This window comes from Streptomyces sp. CBMA29, from assembly GCF_014596445.1.
Taxonomy (GTDB): domain Bacteria; phylum Actinomycetota; class Actinomycetes; order Streptomycetales; family Streptomycetaceae; genus Actinacidiphila.
This window is the reverse complement of sequence record NZ_MECL01000222.1, coordinates 35600-53648: the sequence shown is the minus strand read 5'-3', so window position 1 is coordinate 53648 and position 18049 is coordinate 35600. Positions and strand designations below refer to the sequence as shown.

15 protein-coding genes and 3 tRNA genes are annotated in these 18049 nt (G+C 70.3%); 9 read left to right on the top strand and 9 right to left on the bottom strand.

Features of this window, described 5'->3' with window-relative positions:
• Complete coding sequence (leuC, locus tag BGM09_RS30605; RefSeq protein ID WP_188284975.1) at positions 1-1425, bottom strand: 3-isopropylmalate dehydratase large subunit; 1425 nt, start codon at positions 1423-1425, stop codon at positions 1-3.
• Between the two features lie 183 nt (positions 1426-1608).
• Between leuC and ndgR the strand changes: the two genes are divergently transcribed.
• The gene (gene ndgR, locus BGM09_RS30600; protein ID WP_188284974.1) at positions 1609-2325 is read left to right on the top strand and encodes an IclR family transcriptional regulator NdgR; all 717 of its coding nucleotides are present in this window, start codon (positions 1609-1611) and stop codon (positions 2323-2325) included.
• 140 nt (positions 2326-2465) lie between these two features.
• Here the strand turns inward: ndgR and BGM09_RS30595 are convergent.
• The 6 genes from BGM09_RS30595 to BGM09_RS30570 all read right to left on the bottom strand — a co-directional run bounded on the left by BGM09_RS30595 (position 2466) and on the right by BGM09_RS30570 (position 4654).
• Positions 2466-2538: transfer RNA gene (locus tag BGM09_RS30595), tRNA-Glu, on the bottom strand.
• Between the two features lie 61 nt (positions 2539-2599).
• Positions 2600-2672: transfer RNA gene (locus tag BGM09_RS30590), tRNA-Glu, on the bottom strand.
• A gap of 27 nt (positions 2673-2699) precedes the next feature.
• A tRNA-Gln gene (locus BGM09_RS30585) sits at positions 2700-2771 on the bottom strand.
• A gap of 86 nt (positions 2772-2857) precedes the next feature.
• On the bottom strand, positions 2858-3577 hold the full coding sequence (locus tag BGM09_RS30580) for an HAD family hydrolase (RefSeq protein ID WP_188284973.1): 720 nt from the start codon (positions 3575-3577) through the stop codon (positions 2858-2860).
• Between the two features lie 22 nt (positions 3578-3599).
• Positions 3600-4415, bottom strand: a complete 816-nt coding sequence (locus BGM09_RS30575; RefSeq protein WP_188284972.1) for a fumarylacetoacetate hydrolase family protein — start codon at positions 4413-4415, stop codon at positions 3600-3602.
• Between the two features lie 35 nt (positions 4416-4450).
• On the bottom strand, positions 4451-4654 hold the full coding sequence (locus tag BGM09_RS30570) for a hypothetical protein (RefSeq protein WP_188284971.1): 204 nt from the start codon (positions 4652-4654) through the stop codon (positions 4451-4453).
• A gap of 580 nt (positions 4655-5234) precedes the next feature.
• On the opposite strand from BGM09_RS30570, the gene BGM09_RS30565 reads away from it, so the two are divergent.
• The 8 genes from BGM09_RS30565 to BGM09_RS30530 all read left to right on the top strand — a co-directional run bounded on the left by BGM09_RS30565 (position 5235) and on the right by BGM09_RS30530 (position 16073).
• Complete coding sequence (locus BGM09_RS30565) at positions 5235-9344, top strand: nitrate- and nitrite sensing domain-containing protein (RefSeq protein WP_188284970.1); 4110 nt, start codon at positions 5235-5237, stop codon at positions 9342-9344.
• 9 nt (positions 9345-9353) lie between these two features.
• Positions 9354-9767: a roadblock/LC7 domain-containing protein gene (locus BGM09_RS30560; protein ID WP_317452960.1), complete on the top strand. Its 414-nt coding sequence runs from the start codon at positions 9354-9356 to the stop codon at positions 9765-9767.
• Between the two features lie 73 nt (positions 9768-9840).
• Entirely contained in the window at positions 9841-10248 is a 408-nt protein-coding gene (locus BGM09_RS30555) for a DUF742 domain-containing protein (RefSeq protein WP_188284968.1), read from the top strand.
• Positions 10229-10837, top strand: a complete 609-nt coding sequence (locus tag BGM09_RS30550) for a GTP-binding protein (RefSeq protein WP_391050368.1) — start codon at positions 10229-10231, stop codon at positions 10835-10837. The genes BGM09_RS30555 and BGM09_RS30550 overlap by 20 nt, the downstream gene beginning before the upstream one ends.
• A gap of 500 nt (positions 10838-11337) precedes the next feature.
• The gene (locus BGM09_RS30545; RefSeq protein ID WP_223187827.1) at positions 11338-14394 is read left to right on the top strand and encodes a nitrate- and nitrite sensing domain-containing protein; all 3057 of its coding nucleotides are present in this window, start codon (positions 11338-11340) and stop codon (positions 14392-14394) included.
• A 9-nt stretch (positions 14395-14403) separates the two neighbouring features.
• A complete protein-coding gene (locus tag BGM09_RS30540; RefSeq protein WP_033173109.1) occupies positions 14404-14817 on the top strand; it encodes a roadblock/LC7 domain-containing protein in 414 nt (137 codons plus the stop codon).
• Positions 14818-14911: 94 nt separating this feature from the next.
• On the top strand, positions 14912-15493 hold the full coding sequence (locus tag BGM09_RS39025; RefSeq protein WP_188284966.1) for a DUF742 domain-containing protein: 582 nt from the start codon (positions 14912-14914) through the stop codon (positions 15491-15493).
• A complete protein-coding gene (locus BGM09_RS30530; protein ID WP_188284965.1) occupies positions 15474-16073 on the top strand; it encodes a GTP-binding protein in 600 nt (199 codons plus the stop codon). The genes BGM09_RS39025 and BGM09_RS30530 overlap by 20 nt, the downstream gene beginning before the upstream one ends.
• A 101-nt stretch (positions 16074-16174) precedes the next feature.
• On the opposite strand, the gene BGM09_RS30525 is transcribed toward BGM09_RS30530, so the two are convergent.
• Positions 16175-16396: an acyl-CoA carboxylase epsilon subunit gene (locus BGM09_RS30525; RefSeq protein WP_188284964.1), complete on the bottom strand. Its 222-nt coding sequence runs from the start codon at positions 16394-16396 to the stop codon at positions 16175-16177.
• A gap of 2 nt (positions 16397-16398) precedes the next feature.
• On the bottom strand, positions 16399-17982 hold the full coding sequence (locus BGM09_RS30520) for an acyl-CoA carboxylase subunit beta (protein ID WP_188284963.1): 1584 nt from the start codon (positions 17980-17982) through the stop codon (positions 16399-16401).
• Between the last annotated feature and the right edge of the window lie 67 nt (positions 17983-18049).

Below are 18049 nucleotides of genomic sequence, written 5' to 3'. Positions count from 1 at the left end.
TCAGACCTCCGTCAGGACAGGGGCGTCGGACAGGTCGGCGGGCGAGGCGAGGTGGCCGAGCACCGCGGTGGCGGCGGCGACCTGCGGCGAGACCAGGTGCGTACGGCCGCCCTTGCCCTGCCGTCCCTCGAAGTTGCGGTTCGAGGTGGACGCGGAGCGCTCGCCGGGGGCGAGTTGGTCCGGGTTCATACCCAGGCACATCGAGCAACCCGCGTGCCGCCATTCGGCGCCGGCGGCGGTGAACACCTTGTCCAGGCCCTCCTCGACGGCCTGCAACGCGACCCGCACGGAGCCCGGCACGACCAGCATGCGGACGCTGTCGGCCACCTTGCGGCCCTCGACGACCGACGCGGCGGCCCGCAGGTCCTCGATCCGGCCGTTGGTGCAGGAGCCGACGAAGACGGTGTCCACGGCGACCTCGCGCAGCGGCTGGCCCGCGGACAGGCCCATGTACTCCAGCGCCTTCTCGGCGGAGAGCCGGTCGCCGGGGTCGGCGAAGGACGCCGGGTCCGGTACGGCCGCGCTCAGCGGCGCGCCCTGGCCGGGGTTGGTGCCCCAGGTGACGAACGGCGCAAGGGTGGCGGCGTCGATCCGCACCTCGTGGTCGAAGGCCGCGTCGTCGTCGGTGCGCAGCGTCTTCCAGTACGCCACCGCCGCGTCCCAGTCCGCGCCCTTGGGGGCGTGCACGCGCCCTTCCAGGTAGTCGAACGTGGTCTGGTCGGGGGCGATCATGCCGGCCCGCGCGCCCGCCTCGATCGACATGTTGCAGACGGTCATCCGCGATTCCATCGACAGCTTCTCGATGGCGGAGCCGCGGTATTCGATGACATAGCCCTGGCCGCCGCCGGTGCCGATCTGCGTGATCACGGCGAGGATCAGGTCCTTGGCGGTGACGCCGGGCGGCAGTTCGCCGTCCACGGTGATCGCCATCGTCCTGAACGGCGCGAGCGGCAGCGTCTGGGTGGCCAGCACGTGCTCGACCTGGGAGGTGCCGATGCCGAACGCCAGCGCGCCGAAGGCGCCGTGCGTGGAGGTGTGCGAGTCGCCGCAGACCACGGTGGTGCCCGGCTGGGTCAGCCCGAGCTGCGGGCCCACCACGTGGACGACGCCCTGCTCGACGTCGCCCAGCGGGTGCAGCCGTACGCCGAACTCCGCGCAGTTCTTGCGCAGCGTTTCGAGCTGGGTGCGGGAGACCGGGTCGGCGATGGGCTTGTCGATGTCGATGGTGGGGGTGTTGTGGTCCTCGGTGGCGATGGTGAGGTCGGTACGCCGCACCGGTCGGCCGTTCATCCGCAGCCCGTCGAACGCCTGGGGGCTGGTCACCTCGTGGAGCAGGTGAAGATCGATGAAGAGCAGATCGGGCTCGCCCGGGGCGCGGCGGACGACATGGTCGTCCCAGACTTTTTCCGCGAGTGTCCTACCCATCGCTGTCCCTCCGGCCCGCACCCTCGCGGGCCAACTCGTGTGTGGTGCACGTGTATGCCGGACGCCGTCGGTTCCCCTGGTGTCTCCGCGGGAGCACGGCGGTCCTGCCCTGTGCCCCCAGCCTGACGGCTTCCCCGGAAAATTGAGCTTGCGTTTCACAGTGTGAGACGCGAATATCGTTGCATGGACAATTCTAGCGGCGTCGGCGTTCTCGACAAGGCGGCTCTGGTGCTCAGCGCACTGGAGTCGGGACCGGCCACCCTGGCCGGCCTCGTCGGCGCCACGGGCCTGGCCCGCCCCACCGCGCACCGCCTGGCGGTCGCGCTCGAACACCACCGCATGGTGGCCCGCGACATGCAGGGCCGCTTCATCCTGGGACCGCGGCTGTCGGAGCTGGCCGCCGCCGCGGGCGAGGACCGGCTGCTGGCGACGGCGGGCCCGGTCCTGACCCACCTGCGGGACGTCACGGGAGAAAGTGCCCAGCTCTACCGCCGTCAGGGCGACATGCGCATCTGCGTGGCCGCGGCGGAGCGCCTTTCCGGCCTGCGGGACACCGTGCCGGTCGGCTCCACGCTGCCGATGAAGGCCGGGTCGGCCGCGCAGGTCCTGATGGCCTGGGAGGAGCCCGAGCGGCTGCACCGCGGCCTCCAGGGCGCGCGCTTCACCGCCACCGCGCTGTCGGGCGTACGCCGCCGCGGCTGGTCGCAGTCGATCGGCGAGCGGGAGCCCGGTGTCGCCTCGGTGTCGGCGCCGGTCCGCGGCCCCTCCAACCGCGTGGTCGCCGCCGTCTCCGTCTCGGGACCGATCGAGCGGCTGACCCGGCACCCGGGCCGGATGCACGCGCAGGCCGTCATCGACGCCGCGGCCCGGCTGAGCGAGGCGCTGCGCCGCAGCGGCTGAACCGCCCCCGGCAGGGGCCGCCGGTGCGAACGCCCCTGCCCGGTACGGCGGTTGGACCCGTGCATGGGTACTGAACCGGCAACGAAAAAGGCCCCCACCTGAGTGAGGACCTCGGCCGTACCGTTACTTCTCTGCTTGCGTACCCCCGACCGGATTCGAACCGGCGCTACCGCCTTGAGAGGGCGGCGTGCTAGGCCGCTACACAACGGGGGCCCTAGCGATCCTGCATCATGACCAACGGGTGCGACCCAGGTGATCACGCGGGAAGGATCTGTACCCCCGACCGGATTCGAACCGGCGCTACCGCCTTGAGAGGGCGGCGTGCTAGGCCGCTACACAACGGGGGCTCGCACTGCAATGCACTGAACTATGCGCTGGGGTACCAGGACTCGAACCTAGAACAACTGAACCAGAATCAGCCGTGTTGCCAATTACACCATACCCCATCAAAACGCAACCCCTTGCGGGACTGTGCTTGGATCACGCCCCCCTGCCGGACCTTTCGGCCCTCTCGGGCGGCGCAGGAAGAACATTACCCGATGCGGGACACCGCTCCAAAACGAGTATCGCCGCGCAGCAGGTCAGCAAGCTCGGCGAGACCGGTGATGCGGGTGAGGTCGGGACGGGAGCCGAGGTCGTGGCGGTCCAGCCAGATGCCGACCAGGCCCGCGTCGGCCGCGCCACGGGCGTCGATGTCCGGCTCGTTGCCCACGTACGCGACCTCGTACGGCTCCAGGGACAGCGCCTCACAGGCCGCGTGGAAGGCCGCCGCGGCCGGCTTGGACACCCCCAGCTCCGCGGCGCACAGCAGCACCTCGAAGCGGTCCCGTACGCCCAGCGCCCGCAGCTTGCGGTCCTGTACGACGAAGGCGGAGTTGGACAGCACCGCGTGCCGGTAGTGGGGGGTGAGGCCGTCCAGGGCGGGTACGGCGTCGGGGAAGAGCGACCAGGCGGCCTCGTAGTGCGTGCGGTGGCGGTCGAACCACTCCTCGGCCTCCGCGTCCGTCAGCGGCAGCCCCAGGAAGTCCCGCACGCGGTCCCTGCGCTGCGCCTCGAAGTCGCACTCCCCCGCCGAGAACCGCGCCCAGTGGAGCTCGGTGAGCTCGCCCCAGCGCAGCACGGCGGCGTCCACGCTCGCGCACCCGTCCGGCAGTCCCTCGACGGCCAGATGGGCCCGCAGGCCGACGCGGTCGGCGCTCGCGTAGTCGAAGATCGTGTCGTCGATGTCCCAGAGAACCGCTCGTATCGGCATAACGCCCAGGGTACGAAGCGGGTCAGCTCCGCGCGACGACCTTGTTGGTCAGGGTGCCGATGCCCTCGACCGTCACGGAGACCTCGTCACCCGGCCGGATCGGGCCGACGCCCGCCGGGGTGCCGGTGAGCAGCACGTCACCGGGGAGCAGCGTCATCGCCTCGGTGATGTTGACGATCAGGTCCTCGATCGAGTTGATCATCTGGGCGGTGCGGCCCGCCTGGCGCAGCTCGCCGTTGACCGTCGCGGTGACGGCGAGGTCGGAGGGGTCGAGGTCGGTCTCGATCCAGGGGCCGAGCGGGCAGGAGGAGTCGAAGCCCTTGGCGCGCGCCCACTGCTTCTCGGTGCGCTGGGTGTCGCGGGCCGTCACGTCGTTGGCGCAGGTGTAGCCGAGGATGACGTCGCGGACCCGCTCACGCGGCACCTCGCGGCACAACCGGCTGATGACGACGGCCAGTTCGGCCTCGTGGTGCACCTCCTGCGAGAAGGAGGGATACACGATCGGGTCGCCGTGGCCGATCACGGAGGTGGAGGGCTTGAAGAAGGCCCAGGGCGCCGTCGGCACCTCGTGGCCCAACTCCTTCGCGTGGTCGGCGTAGTTGCGGCCGATGGCGACGACCTTGTTCGGCAGCACGGGCGGCAGCAGCCGCACCTTGTCGAGCGGGACCCGCGTACCGGACAGCTCGAAGTCCGCGAAGGGGATGCCCTTCATGATGTTGATGACGAGGCCGTCGTGGCCGGCTGTTACGCCGTCGCCTTCGCCGCCGTCGGTGCCTTCGGCCGCTTCGACAGCTCCAAAGGCGACATTGCCGTCGATCGAGAACCTCGCGATACGCATGGGCCCAGCTTAGTGGCCGGGCCCATACGCGCCGATCAGGCGGTGGGCAGCTCGTGCAGGACGGTGCGGCGCGGGTTCGCGGTGACCTGCGGCAGCGGCTCGGCGACGGCCTGCTCAGCGGTCGTGGCGGCCTCGGTGTCCGACGCTGCGGGGACCCCGAGTTCGGCGGCGTCCTTGAGGTGCGCGAGGGTGGTGCGGCGCGGGTTCGCGATCGGACGGAACAGCATGGTGGTCTTCATCGGCCGTGTGGACCTCGGTGGCTCGGGGCGCCCGCAGGGCGCGGGTTGACAGAAAACCGCGATGTGTAAAGCACCAGGCTAGTGCGGCCCTTTCCCGGAACAACGTGGCCCAGACATGCATCGGGCTGTGATTTTGCTCACGAAGTGAGTCGCAAAGCAGGCATTGCTCACATCCGACCGGCAGACTCAAACCGGTCAACTCCCACACAGTCGTACGATTCAGTCGTCATCGACCCGACTGGGACAGCGGATGACTCGTGCGAACAGGGGGTCGCTAAGTCCGGAATCCCCCGCTTTCACCGAATCAGATGTCAACACTCAGTGCTTGGCCCGACGCGACGAGTAACGGATTCCAACAGGTCGGCTACGGCCCTTGTTGGGAGATCCAGCACTGTGCTGGAATTCCCCGGACCGCCGCATCACATCGTGCCGGCGCGCAGGGGGCGCGTTCGAGCACCGAGCGGTGGTGAAGGGCATCAATCGGCCTCCTCGTAACCCGGGGTGGTCTGAGCCCCCATGACTCGACACCGTCCTGTCCGCTTCATCGCGGGGGACGCCTGGTCCAGAGGTTGCGACGCTAGTGCAGGGACGTTTCAAGAGGGACAGCGGCGCTGCGGGCGACCCGGAGCAGCAGCCCGGCGGGACCGGCAACGGCCCGACACCGCAGCAGGCGGGTGATTCGGCGAGCACCGCGCCGGGCACGACGGCTGCCACCGGACGGCCGAGCACGCCCAGCGGCATCGAGGCGGGCAAGATCACCGGCCTGGCGGGCAAGCCGGGGCCCCGAATAGCCATGCGCAACTGGCGCATCAGCACCAGACTCGTCTCCCTGCTCGCCCTCCCGGTGGTCACGGCCACCGTCCTGGGCGGCATGCGCATCAACAGCTCGCTGGACAACATCAACCAGCTCGAGCACATGAAGACGCTGACCGACATCACCGAGCACGCGACGCAGCTCGCCGCCGCGCTCCAGGAGGAACGGGACAGCTCGGCCGGACCGCTGTCGTCAGGCGACAAGACCAACGACGCGGTGGAAGCCTCACGGCAGGCCACCGACCGCGAGTACAAGCAGTATCTGAACGCCAGCGACAACGTCTCCGAGCGCGACCCGGTCTTCTCCGGCGTCCGCGCCACCCTGCTGGCGATCGGCACGCAGCTCGCCAACCTGGCGGAGATCCGCGACGAGGCGTACACCTCGACCTCCACCATCTCGCAGACGGTCTCGCAGTACGACGACCTGGTGCAGTCCCTGCTCTCGCTGTCCCAGGACATGGCGCAGGCGACCAACAACCCCGAGATGATCCAGAGCACCCGCGCGCTGGCGGCCTTCTCCTCCGCCAAGGAGTACGAGTCGATCCAGCGCGCGGTGATCAGCGCCGCGCTGGCCACCGGCGGCAAGCTGAACGCCAACGACTACCAGTCGGTGAAGTACGGCGCCGCGAACGAGGACACCGCGCTCACCCGGTTCCAGAAGATCTACGGGCCCAAGAGCGCGGCGCTGCTGACCCCGATCGAGGGCGGCAACCTCACGATCAGCGCGCACGACACCACGCGCCAGCGCATCGCCGCCTCGCAGAACGCGATCTCCAAGATCGACAGCTCGTACCTCGACTGGGACGACGCGGCCAAGACCAAGATCCAGGCGATGAGCCAGATCGAGCGGTCGCTGCTCAACGAGATGCAGCAGAAGGCCCTCAAGCTGCAGAGCGAGGCCAAGCAGTCCGCGCTGATCTCCGGCGCGATCATCCTGCTGGTCCTCGGCGTCGCCGTGGTCGGCGCCTTCATCGTGGCCCGCTCGATGATCCGGTCGCTGCGCAGGCTCCAGCAGACCGCCAACGACGTGGCCCAGAAGCGGCTGCCCGAGCTGGTCAAGCAGCTCTCCGAGACCGACCCGCAGGACGTCGACACCTCGGTCGCGTCGATCGGCATCAACAGCCGCGACGAGATCGGCCAGGTGGCGCGGGCCTTCGACGAGGTCCACAGCGAGGCCGTACGACTCGCCGCCGAGCAAGCCCTCCTGCGAGGGAACGTCAACGCGATGTTCACCAACCTCTCGCGCCGCAGCCAGGGCCTCATCCAGCGTCAGCTCTCGCTCATCTCCGAACTTGAGTCCCGCGAGGCCGACCCGGACCAGCTCTCCTCGCTCTTCAAGCTCGACCACCTCGCGACCCGCATGCGCCGTAACGGTGAGAACCTGCTGGTCCTCGCCGGTGAGGAGCCGGGCCGCCGGTGGACCCGCCCGGTCCCGCTGGTCGACGTGCTCCGCGCCGCCGCGTCCGAGGTGGAGCAGTACGAGCGGATCGAACTGACGTCGGTACCGTCGGCCGAGGTCACCGGCCGTATCGTCAACGACCTCGTCCACCTGCTCGCCGAGCTGCTGGAGAACGCGACGTCGTTCTCCTCGCCGCAGACCAAGGTGAAGGTCACCGGTCACTCGCTGCCGGACGGCCGGGTGCTGATCGAGATCCACGACACCGGTATCGGCCTGTCGCCCGAGGACCTCGCGGACATCAACGAGCGTCTGGCGAACCCGCCGACGGTGGACGTCTCCGTCTCCCGCCGCATGGGTCTGTTCGTGGTCGGCCGCCTGTCCCTGCGGCACGGCATCCGCATCCAGCTCCGCCCGTCCGACTCCGGCGGTACGACCGCGCTGGTCATGCTGCCCGTGGACGTCACGCAGGGCGGCCGTAACCCCAAGAACATCGGCCAGATGGGCGGCGGGCGCCCCGCGGGCGCTCCCCCGGCCGCCGCGGGCTCCGGCATCGCCGGCGCCTTCGGCAACTCGCCCAACTCCGCGCCGGTCAACCGGCCGCCGCAGCGCACCCCGGTCGCGGGCGGCCAGCAGCGTCCGGCGCTGAACCCCGGTGCGGGCCGTCCCGGCGGTCCCCCGCAGCAGGGCGGCGCGCCGCGCTGGGCACAGGACCAGAACGGCGGCCAGCAGGGCTTCCCCGGTCTCCAGGACACCCCGCGCGGCCACGAGGACGTCGAGGCGGCCTCCGCCTTCGACGCTCCCGGACAGGGCCCGCGCGGCGACTTCCAGCAGCCCGGTGGCGCCTTCGGCCGCCCCCCGGGCGGCGGTCAGGACTTCGGCCAGGGCGGTCAGGGCGGCCAGGGCGGTCAGCAGGGCGGCCAGAACTTCGGCGGCAGGCAAGGCGGGCAGCAAGGCGGCCAGCAGCAGGGCCAGTTCCCGCCGCCGCAGCCGCAGAGCACCGGCCCCTCCGGCTTCCGTTCCGACGTGTTCGGCGGTCGTTCGGGCCCCGCGCCGCGGCAGAACGACCCCGCTGACACCACGCAGTTCCCGCCGGTCCGCGACGACGGCTTCGCACCGACCGGCCAGGGCGGCCAGGGTCACGGCAACCAGAGTCACGGCAACCAGGGCCAGGGCAACCAGGGCCAGGGCGGCGGTCGCGGCAACAGCGACACCGGGCAGTTCCCGGTGCAGGGCGGCCCCAACCCGGGTCTCCCGCAGCGCGGCGCCCGCAGTCCCGAAGAGACGTACAGCACCGGCCAGTTCTCGATGCCCGGCCAACCGCAGGGCGGTCAGGGCGGTCCCGGCGACACGGCCCAGTTCCCGGCCCTGCAGGCCGACAGCACCGGCGAGTTCCGGATGCCCGGCCAGCAGCCGCAGGGCCGTCCGGGCCAGGGCGGTCAGCAGGGCCAGCCCGGTCAGCCCGGACAGCAGCAGGGCTTCCCCGGCAACAACCAGTACCAGGGCCCGCCCCCGAGCGGCCCGCGCCCCGACGCCTTCCCCGGCCAGGGTCTGCCGCAGCGCGGCGGCCCCCAGCAGGGCAACGGCGGCCAGGGCTACGACCAGAACCAGCAGCAGTACCAGGACCCGTACGGGACCGGGCAGTTCCCCGTGCAGCCGCAGCAGCCGCAGCAGCAGGGCAACACCGGTCAGTACCCGGTCCAGCAGCCGATGCAGAGCCCGCAGCAGCCCCAGGCGCCGCAGCCTCAGCAGCAGCCCCAGCAGCCCGCCGAGCCGATGGCGCTGCCCCCGGCCCCGACCCGCGGGGACGAGCCGACGCCGATCTTCTCGTCGATCGAGTCGGACTGGTTCCGTACCGGCCAGGCCGAGCGGATGCAGCAGATCCACGTGGAGCGAAGCGCGCGCGGCCAGGAGGCCCCGCCGGTCCGCCCGGTGGGCCGTACGGCTCCGCCCGCGGCCCCGCAGCGGTTCCGCCCGCAGCGCCCCGGCACGACGGCGCCCGGTGTCGGCAACGACAACGGCAACGGCGGGAACGGGAACGGCGAGAACGGGAACGGGAACGGCGGCCGGCACTCCGGCGGCGGTCAGCAGCAGCCCGTACAGGCGCCGCCCGCCTCCGTGCCCGCTTCGGCGCAGTACCAGGGCCAGGCGCCCGCCGCTCCGGTGGCGCAGCCGCTGCCCAGGGAGACTCCGAACTGGCGGTCCTCGCCCAATGACGCGCTGCGTCAGCGGGCCGAGCAGGTCCGCGAACCTTCGGCCGGCGGGGTCACTCCGTCGGGGCTGCCGCGCCGGGTGCCGAGGGCCAACCTCGTCGCCGGTGGCGCGGCGCCGCAGCAAGCGCCGCAGGGCGGCCCGCAGATCTCGCGGGCACCCGACGACGTACGCGGACGTCTGACCAACCTCCGCCGTGGTATCCAGCAGGGCCGCGAGGCCGGGGGCAACACCGACGGCCGTGGTTTCGGTACGAATCAGGAGCGTTAGTTGAGTGCGATGAGCCAGGCGGCACAGAACCTGAACTGGTTGATCACCAACTTCGTGGACAACACCCCCGGGGTGTCCCACACGGTGGTGGTCTCCGCCGACGGCCTGCTGCTCGCGATGTCCGACGGATTCCCCCGCGACCGCGCCGACCAGCTCGCCGCCGTCGCCTCCGGGCTGACGTCGCTCACGGCCGGGGCGTCCCGGATCTTCGAGGGCGGCGCGGTCAACCAGACCGTGGTGGAGATGGAGCGCGGCTTCCTCTTCATCATGTCCGTCTCCGAGGGTTCCTCCATCGCCGTGCTGGCGCACCCGGAGTGCGACATCGGCCTGGTCGGCTACGAAATGGCCCTGCTCGTCGACCGAGCGGGCACCGTCCTCACCCCGGACCTCCGTGCAGAGCTCCAGGGCAGCCTTATGCACTGAACCATCCGTCTCCCCCCATGTTTTTCCGTACTTCCCGCACCGCGACAGCACTGCCCGGACACGGAGGACCCTCATGACCCCGCCACCCGCTTCGCCGGGCCCGTACGGCGCGTCCCACCACGCGCCGTACGGGGATGAAGGCGATCAGCCGCTGGTTCGGCCGTACGCCATGACAGGTGGCCGCACCCGGCCCCGCTACCAGCTCGCCCTCGAGGCGCTGGTCAGCACGACCGCCGACCCGGGGCAGTACGCGGGGCTGCTGCCGGAACACCAGCGGATCTGCCATCTCACACGCGAGATCAAGTCGGTCGCGGAGATCTCCGCTCTGCTCGCCATCCCGCTCGGTGTGGCCAGGATTCTTGTGGCCGACCTCGCCGAGGCCGGCATGGTCGCCATCCACCAGCCGGGCAGCGGCGAGGCTGGCGGCCAGCCTGATGTGACACTGCTTGAGAGGGTGCTCAGTGGACTTCGGAAGCTCTAGGCCGCAACCGCAGCCGGCGTACGGCGCGCAGCAATCGGTGCGGTCCACCACGTCTGCGAAGATCGTGGTGGCGGGTGGCTTCGGTGTCGGCAAGACCACGTTCGTGGGTGCCGTCTCCGAGATCAACCCGCTGCGCACCGAGGCCGTGATGACCTCTGCCTCGGCCGGGATCGACGACCTGAGCCACGTCCAGGACAAGACCACCACCACGGTGGCCATGGACTTCGGCCGTATCACCCTGGACGACGACCTGATCCTGTACCTGTTCGGGACGCCCGGCCAGGACCGTTTCTGGTTCATGTGGGACGACCTGGTGCGCGGTGCGATCGGCGCCGTGGTGCTGGTGGACACCCGCAGGCTCGCGGACTGTTTCCCGGCCGTCGACTACTTCGAGAACAGCGGCCTGCCGTTCGTCATCGCCCTCAACGGCTTCGACGGACACCAGCCGTACCGTCCCGAGGAGGTCCGCGAGGCCCTCCAGATCGGCCCCGAGGCCCCCATCATCACGACCGACGCCCGCCATCGCGGCGAGGCGAAGAGCGCGCTGATCACGCTGGTCGAGCACGCGCTGCTTGCCCGGCTGAAGTAGCGGGCAGGACTCTGACGTAGGCGGAAGAAGGCTCAACAGATAGGCGCCAGCGGCGAGTTGCTGGTGAAAACAAGCCACGGGGACCGGCTGTGTCAGGAGACACGGCCGGTCCCCGTCTTCATAACATTTCGAGAGAGTTTCGACGGCCGTCGAACACGGCTCGCGCTCAGCCGGTGTCGCAGCGCGTACATCTGTCATATGGTTTGACGGGGGATTTTACTTATGCCCGTTTTATCTTCGCCGTTACTGCGCCACGTCCCCTATGCCGGACGTTTGGCTGGGGCCTACATGACGTGCTGGAATTCGCAGAACCCGAGAGTAGTAACGGCCTTCGTTCGTGCCGTCGCCGAGAGGTTGTTGGTCCAGTGAGGAACACGAGGCGAGCAGAAGCGGGCCCTGCTCAGGGTCCGCGGGGGAACTTCACGCCGCCCCAACGTCCCGGGGGCGCACCCGCCATCTCGGCTCCCGAGCCGCCGGACGACCCGGGCACCCGGCTGAGCATGCGCAACTGGCGGGTCGCGACCCGCCTCAACGTCATCCTCCTGATCCCGGTCCTGGTCGCCCTCGTCTTCGGCGGCTTCCGGGTGAAGAGCTCGGTCGACACCTGGAGCCAGGCCGACGACGCCGTGCGTACCGCGAATCTGGTACGCGCCGCCACGACCTACAGTCACGCACTGATCAACGAACGTGATGTCACCGCGGTTCCGCTGCTGGCCGGAAAACGCGACGATCCGGCGGTCTCCACCGCCCGCGCCGCCACCGACGAGGCGGCCCGCGAATTCGACGTCGCCGCGGCCAAGATCCCGCACGAGGCCGGGCTCGAGCGCCGGATGGCCAACTTCAGGACCGTCGAGCCGCAGCTCGCCACGCTCCGCAAGGTCGCGTACACCCGTCAGCTCTCCGGGGTGCAGACCGAGGAGTTCTACGTCAAGATCCAGCACCCGCTGCTGGAACTGGACAATGAGCTGGGGTACGGCACCAGCAATGTCACCGCCTACGGCCGCACCCTCTACGCGGTGTCACTGGCCAAGGCCGCCGAGTCGCTGACCAGGTCGATCGGCACGCACATCCTGGTGCAGAAGCCGGTCTCCGACAAGGAGCTGGCCCTCCAGAAGACCGCGCTCGGCTCGTACGAGTACCTCCAGGGCATCTCGGTCGCGGAGTACAACGGCAGCGGTACGGCCGCGGACGTGCAGCGGCTGAAGGACGCGCAGGCCGCCGCGGAGAAGAACGGCACCGACCAGATCGCCGCGGCGCAGCGCAAGGCGGAGGCCGCGCACACGGCGTTCGTCGTACCGCCGGACCTGCCGAAGATGGTCACCGAGATCGCCACGCCGGGGAAGACCGTCGCGCAGCTGCGCGCCGAGGGCATCACGCCCGAGTCGTACTTCGCCGCCTCCACGCTCTCCTTCGACGCGTATCACACGGTCGAGAACTCGCTGGCCGACCAGGCCGCGGCCGACGCCTCGACGATCGCGTCGAACGCCAAGCGGGACGCGATCGTGAACTCCGCGATCGTGATCGTGGCCCTGATCCTGGCCTTCATCGTGGCGGGCATGATGGCCCGCTCGATGAGCCGGGCGATGCGGCGGCTGCGCGGCGCGGCCTTCGAGATCGCCGAGACGCGGCTGCCGTCGATGGTCGACCAGCTCTCGCGGACCGATCCGGGCCGGGTGGACACCACCGTGGCGCCGATCCCGATCAACAGCCGGGACGAGATCGGCGAGGTCGCGCGCGCCTTCGACCAGGTGCACCGCGAGGCCGTACGGCTCGCCGCGGAGCAGGCGCTGCTGCGGGGCAACGTCAACGCGATCTTCACCAACCTCTCGCAGCGCAACCAGGGCCTCATCCAGCGCCAGCTCACCCTGATCACCGAGCTGGAGAACAACGAGGCCGACCCCGACCAGCTCGAACACCTCTTCCAGATGGACCACCTCGCCACCCGCATGCGCCGCAACGGCGAGAATCTGCTGGTCCTCGCGGGTGAGGAGCCGGGCCGGCAGTGGAATCAGCCGATTCCGCTGGTCGACGTGCTCCGCGCCGCCGCCTCAGAGGTGGAGGCGTACGACCGCATCGAGCTGGTGGGCATACCGGAGACCGACATCCACGGCAGCGCCGTGACCGACCTGGTGCACCTGCTGGCCGAGCTGCTGGAGAACGCGACGACGTTCTCCTCGCCGCAGACCAAGGTGCGGGTGACCGCGACCCGGCTGCCGGACGGCCGGGTGATGGTGGAGATCCACGACAAGGGCATCGGCCTGACCGCCGAGGACTTCGCGGACATCAACCACAAGCTGGCCGACCCGCCGACCGTCGATGTCGAGATCGCCAAGCGGATGGGCCTGTTCGTGGTCGGGCGGCTGTCCGACCGGCACGGCATCCGGGTGCAGCTCAGGCCGTCGGGCGAGCAGGCGGGTACGACGTCGCTGGTGATGCTGCCCGAGCCGATCACCCACGGCGGTGGCGGCGAGACCCTGCTGCCGGAGGACGACGAGCGCGACTTCACGGTCTCGCGGATCGTGCCCGAGCAGCCGGTGCAGGACGTCGGCCACCTGCCGACCGCGGCCGAGCTGGGCTTCGACGACTCGCGTTACGAGACCGCCGACGGCACGGCGGCCCCGACGCTCGACCCGGTGGGCCGGTCGCTGGTCCGCGAGGAGCGCCGCGCCCAGCTCGAAGCGGCCACGTCGGACCGTCCGGGCGACGAACCGGGCTTCCCGGAGCAGAACGGCTACCCGGAGCAGGGCCGGCAGGCGCAGCCCGCGTACGACCAGAGCTTCGACCCCGGCTATCAGCAGCAGACCTACGAGCAGGGCTTCCAGTCCGGTTACGAGCAGCAGGGCTACCAGCAGAACGGGTTCCCCGAGAGTGCGCGGGCCTTCGACGACGGCGCGGTGCCGGGCTACGGACAGGGCGCCCAGCAGGGCTATGACCAGGGCGTCCCGCAGGGCTTCGACCAGGGATTCGACCAGCCCTACGACCCCGCGTACGGCCAGAGCTTCCAGCCGGAGTTCACCGGTTACCAGGCCCCGTCGCAGGAGTGGCCGGTTCCGGAGCCCCCGCGGGAGCCCCGGCCGCAGGCGGACGTAACGGAATCCGCTCCGTCGCTCCCCCAGCGGCCGTCCGAGAGCGTAGGCTCCCCCTCGCTGACGGACGCGGGTTTGCCGCGCCGTGACCGCCAGCGGCCGGAACCACCTCAGGAACAGCCTGCCCAGGAGGCTCCAGAGCCCCGGCAGCACCGGGAACCGGAGCCGACGACCGAATGGCGGTCGACGAATGACGAGAACTGGCACCGGGCCGAGCAGGTCCGCGAGCCCAAGGCGGGCGGGGTCACCCCCTCGGGCCTGCCCCGACGGGTGCCCAAGGCCAATCTGGTCCCGGGTACCGCGGCGCAGACCCCGCAGGGCGGCCCACAGGTCTCCCGCGCCCCCGAGGACGTACGCGGCAGGTTGAGTAACCTGCGGCGTGGCGTCCAGAAGGGACGCACTGCTGGAACTGACACGAACGGACAGGCCACCGAGCACCCATTCGGCGGCCCCCAGAACCAGGAGCGCTAGTTGAGTCCGATGAGCCAGGCGGCACAGAACCTGAACTGGTTGATCACCAACTTCGTGGACAACACCCCCGGGGTGTCCCACACGGTGGTGGTCTCCGCCGACGGCCTGCTGCTCGCGATGTCCGACGGATTCCCCCGCGACCGCGCCGACCAGCTCGCCGCCGTCGCCTCCGGGCTGACGTCGCTCACCGCCGGAGCCTCCCGCATCTTCGAGGGCGGCTCCGTCAACCAGACCGTGGTGGAGATGGAGCGCGGCTTCCTCTTCATCATGTCCGTCTCCGACGGATCCTCGCTGGCCGTGCTGGCGCACCCCGAGTGCGACATCGGCCTGGTCGGCTACGAAATGGCCCTGCTCGTCGACCGAGCGGGCACCGTCCTCACCCCGGACCTGCGGGCCGAGCTCCAGGGCAGCCTGCTCAACTAGCTCGAACAGCGTCAACAAAGTGAAGGGCAGCGGTCGTCCGAGTACCAGCCGGGTACTCGGACGGGGGATCGCAGCCGTATCAGGAGGAGGACTCGTGAGCACGTCCCCCGGTGGAGACCCGTACGGCAGCCAGCATCAGCCGCCCCTCAACCCCTACACCTTCCCCTCGGCGCCCGCTCCGGAGCCCGAGCCGCAGTACCGGCAACCGCGTATCCAGCCCTACGCGCCGCCGCAGGGCCCCCGCCACGGCGGCGGCAGCGGCGGCGGTCACGGGGGCGGCGGCAGTTACGGGAACGGCGGTGGGAGCGGCGGCGCGGGCAAGCGGCCCCCCACCCCGACCGGGCTCGTCCGCCCTTACGCGATGACCGGCGGCCGCACCAGGCCGCGTTACCAGCTCGCCATAGAGGCGCTGGTCAGTACCACCGCCGACCCCGAGCGACTGCGTGGGCAGTTGCCGGAACACCAGCGGATCTGCCTGCTCTGCCGGGAGATCAAGTCGATCGCGGAGATCTCCGCTCTGCTGACGATTCCGCTCGGTGTGGTCCGGATTCTCGTGGCCGACCTGGCTGAGGCCGGACTGGTCCAGATCCACCAGCCCGGCGGCGACGAGTCCTCGGGCGGACAGCCAGCCGTGACATTGCTTGAAAGGGTGCTCAGTGGACTTCGGAAGCTCTAGCGGGGGCTCCAGCGGGGGCGATACGGTCCGCCGGTCGACCACGTCTGCGAAGATCGTGGTGGCCGGCGGGTTCGGCGTGGGCAAGACCACGTTCGTCGGGGCCGTGTCGGAGATCAATCCGTTGCGCACCGAAGCAGTGATGACGTCCGCGTCGGCCGGTATCGACGATCTGACGCACGCGCCGGACAAGACCACGACGACCGTGGCGATGGACTTCGGCCGCATCACGCTCGACGAGGATCTGATCCTCTATCTGTTCGGCACGCCGGGGCAGGACCGTTTCTGGTTCATGTGGGACGACCTCGTGCGCGGCGCGATCGGCGCGATCGTGCTGGTCGACACGCGGCGCCTGGCGGACTGCTTCCCGGCCGTCGACTACTTCGAGAACAGCGGCCTGCCGTTCGTCATCGCCCTCAACGGCTTCGACGGACACCAGCCGTACCGTCCCGAGGAGGTCCGCGAGGCCCTCCAGATCGGCCCCGAGGCCCCCATCATCACGACCGACGCGCGCAATCGCGGCGACGCCAAGAGCGCGCTCATCACGCTGGTCGAGCACGCCCTGATGGCGCGGCTGCGGTAGGCGCCGGGTCCCCCTCCCGTAACGACGTCGGGCCCCACCGCTTTCGCGGTGGGGCCCGATGTCGTCGTGGGCCGCGCCGGGCGGCCCGTGGAAGGTGCGGCTCAGCCCTGCCAGGAGTGCGGGGCGCGGAAGCCAGGGGTGCGCTCCAGGCGGCGCCAGCCGGCCGTGGAGCGGCGCTTGGGGGTGTCGGCGGCCTCGGGGGCGTCACCGGCGGCGGCGCGCGCCAGCAGGATGGCGGTGAGCGCGGCCAGCTCCTCAGGAGCGGCGTGCCCCTTCTCGACGCGCACGAGGGAATCGGCGGAAGTGCTCAAGGTGGTCTCCATGACTACTGGGGCGGGTTGCCGTGCTTGCGCGACGGCAGGTCCGCGTGCTTGGTGCGGAGCATCGCCAGCGAGCTGATCAGCACCGCGCGGGTGTCCGCGGGGTCGATCACGTCGTCGACGAGGCCGCGCTCGGCCGCGTAGTACGGGTGCATCAGCTCGGCCTTGTACTCCTTGACCATGCGCGTCCGCATCGCCTCGGGATCGTCGGCCTCCGCGATCTGGCGGCGGAAGATGACGTTGGCGGCGCCTTCCGCTCCCATCACCGCGATCTCGTTGGTGGGCCAGGCGTAGGTCAGGTCGGCGCCGATGGACTGCGAGTCCATGACGATGTACGCGCCGCCGTACGCCTTGCGCAGGATGATCGAGATGCGCGGCACGGTGGCGTTGCAGTACGCGTACAGCAGCTTCGCGCCGTGCCGGATGATGCCGCCGTGCTCCTGGGAGACGCCGGGCAGGAAGCCCGGCACGTCCAGCAGCGTGACCAGCGGGATGTTGAAGGCGTCGCACATCTGGACGAAGCGGGCGGCCTTCTCGGACGCCTCGATGTCCAGCACGCCGGCCAGCGACATCGGCTGGTTGGCGATGATGCCGACCACCTGGCCGTCGAGCCGGGACAGCGCGCAGATGATGTTGGTCGCCCAGCGCTCGTGGATCTCCAGGAACTCGCCCTCGTCGACGATCTCCTCGATGACCTTGCGCATGTCGTAGCCGCGGCTGCCGTCGGCCGGCACCAGGTCGAGCAGGACGTCGCCGCGCCGGTCGGCCGGGTCGTGGCTCTCCACGGACGGCGGGTTCTCGCGGTTGTTCTGCGGGAGCAGCGAGAGCAGGTAGCGCACCTCTTCGAGGCAGGTCTGCTCGTCGTCGTACGCGAAGTGCGAGACGCCGGAGACCTCGGAGTGGACGTCGGCGCCGCCGAGCCCGTTCTGCGTGATCTTCTCGCCGGTCACGGCCTGGACGACGTCGGGACCCGTGATGAACATCTGCGAGGTCTCGCGGACCATGAACACGAAGTCCGTGAGCGCCGGGCTGTAGGCCGCGCCGCCCGCGCACGGGCCGAGCATCACCGAGATCTGCGGGATCACGCCCGAGGCCCTGGTGTTGCGCTGGAAGATGCCGCCGTATCCGGCGAGCGCCGAGACGCCCTCCTGGATGCGGGCCCCGGCACCGTCGTTGAGGGAGATCAGGGGCGCGCCGGCCGAGATGGCCATGTCCATGATCTTGTGGATCTTGGTGGCGTGCGCCTCGCCGAGCGCGCCGCCGAAGATCCGGAAGTCGTGGGCGTAGACGAAGACCGTACGGCCGTGGACGGTGCCCCAGCCGGTGATGACGCCGTCGGTGTAGGGCCGCTTGGCTTCGAGACCGAAGCCGACCGCCCGGTGCCGCCGCAGCGGTTCCACCTCGCGGAAGCTGTCCTCGTCGAGCAGCAGATCGATCCGCTCGCGGGCGGTGAGCTTGCCCTTGGCCTTCTGGGCCTCGGTCGCGCGCTCGCTCGGCCCGCGGCGGACCTGCTCGCGGATGGCGAGCAGATCGGCTACGCGACCGCGGGCGTCGTTCACGTCCGCAGGCACCTCTTGCGATGTGGTCATGCCTCGACAGTACGAGCGGGAACCGAATAACGGGCCATCTACTTCGTACAGTGTCCGTCCGCACTTC

Bases quoted from the DNA above. Each gene is read 5' to 3' on its own strand.
- BGM09_RS30580 (WP_188284973.1), bottom strand. From the start codon at position 3,577: ATGCCGATACGAGCGGTTCTCTGGGACATCGACGACACGATCTTCGAC.
- BGM09_RS30555 (WP_188284968.1), top strand. From the start codon at position 9,841: ATGACCCCGCCACCCGCTTCGCCGGGCCCGTACGGCGCGTCCCACCAC.
- BGM09_RS30560 (WP_317452960.1), top strand. From the start codon at position 9,354: ATGAGCCAGGCGGCACAGAACCTGAACTGGTTGATCACCAACTTCGTG.
- BGM09_RS30525 (WP_188284964.1), bottom strand. From the start codon at position 16,396: ATGGAGACCACCTTGAGCACTTCCGCCGATTCCCTCGTGCGCGTCGAG.
- BGM09_RS30570 (WP_188284971.1), bottom strand. From the start codon at position 4,654: ATGAAGACCACCATGCTGTTCCGTCCGATCGCGAACCCGCGCCGCACC.
- BGM09_RS30520 (WP_188284963.1), bottom strand. From the start codon at position 17,982: ATGACCACATCGCAAGAGGTGCCTGCGGACGTGAACGACGCCCGCGGT.
- BGM09_RS30545 (WP_223187827.1), top strand. From the start codon at position 11,338: ATGCGCAACTGGCGGGTCGCGACCCGCCTCAACGTCATCCTCCTGATC.
- BGM09_RS30575 (WP_188284972.1), bottom strand. From the start codon at position 4,415: ATGCGTATCGCGAGGTTCTCGATCGACGGCAATGTCGCCTTTGGAGCT.
- BGM09_RS30540 (WP_033173109.1), top strand. From the start codon at position 14,404: ATGAGCCAGGCGGCACAGAACCTGAACTGGTTGATCACCAACTTCGTG.
- leuC (WP_188284975.1), bottom strand. From the start codon at position 1,425: ATGGGTAGGACACTCGCGGAAAAAGTCTGGGACGACCATGTCGTCCGC.
- ndgR (WP_188284974.1), top strand. From the start codon at position 1,609: ATGGACAATTCTAGCGGCGTCGGCGTTCTCGACAAGGCGGCTCTGGTG.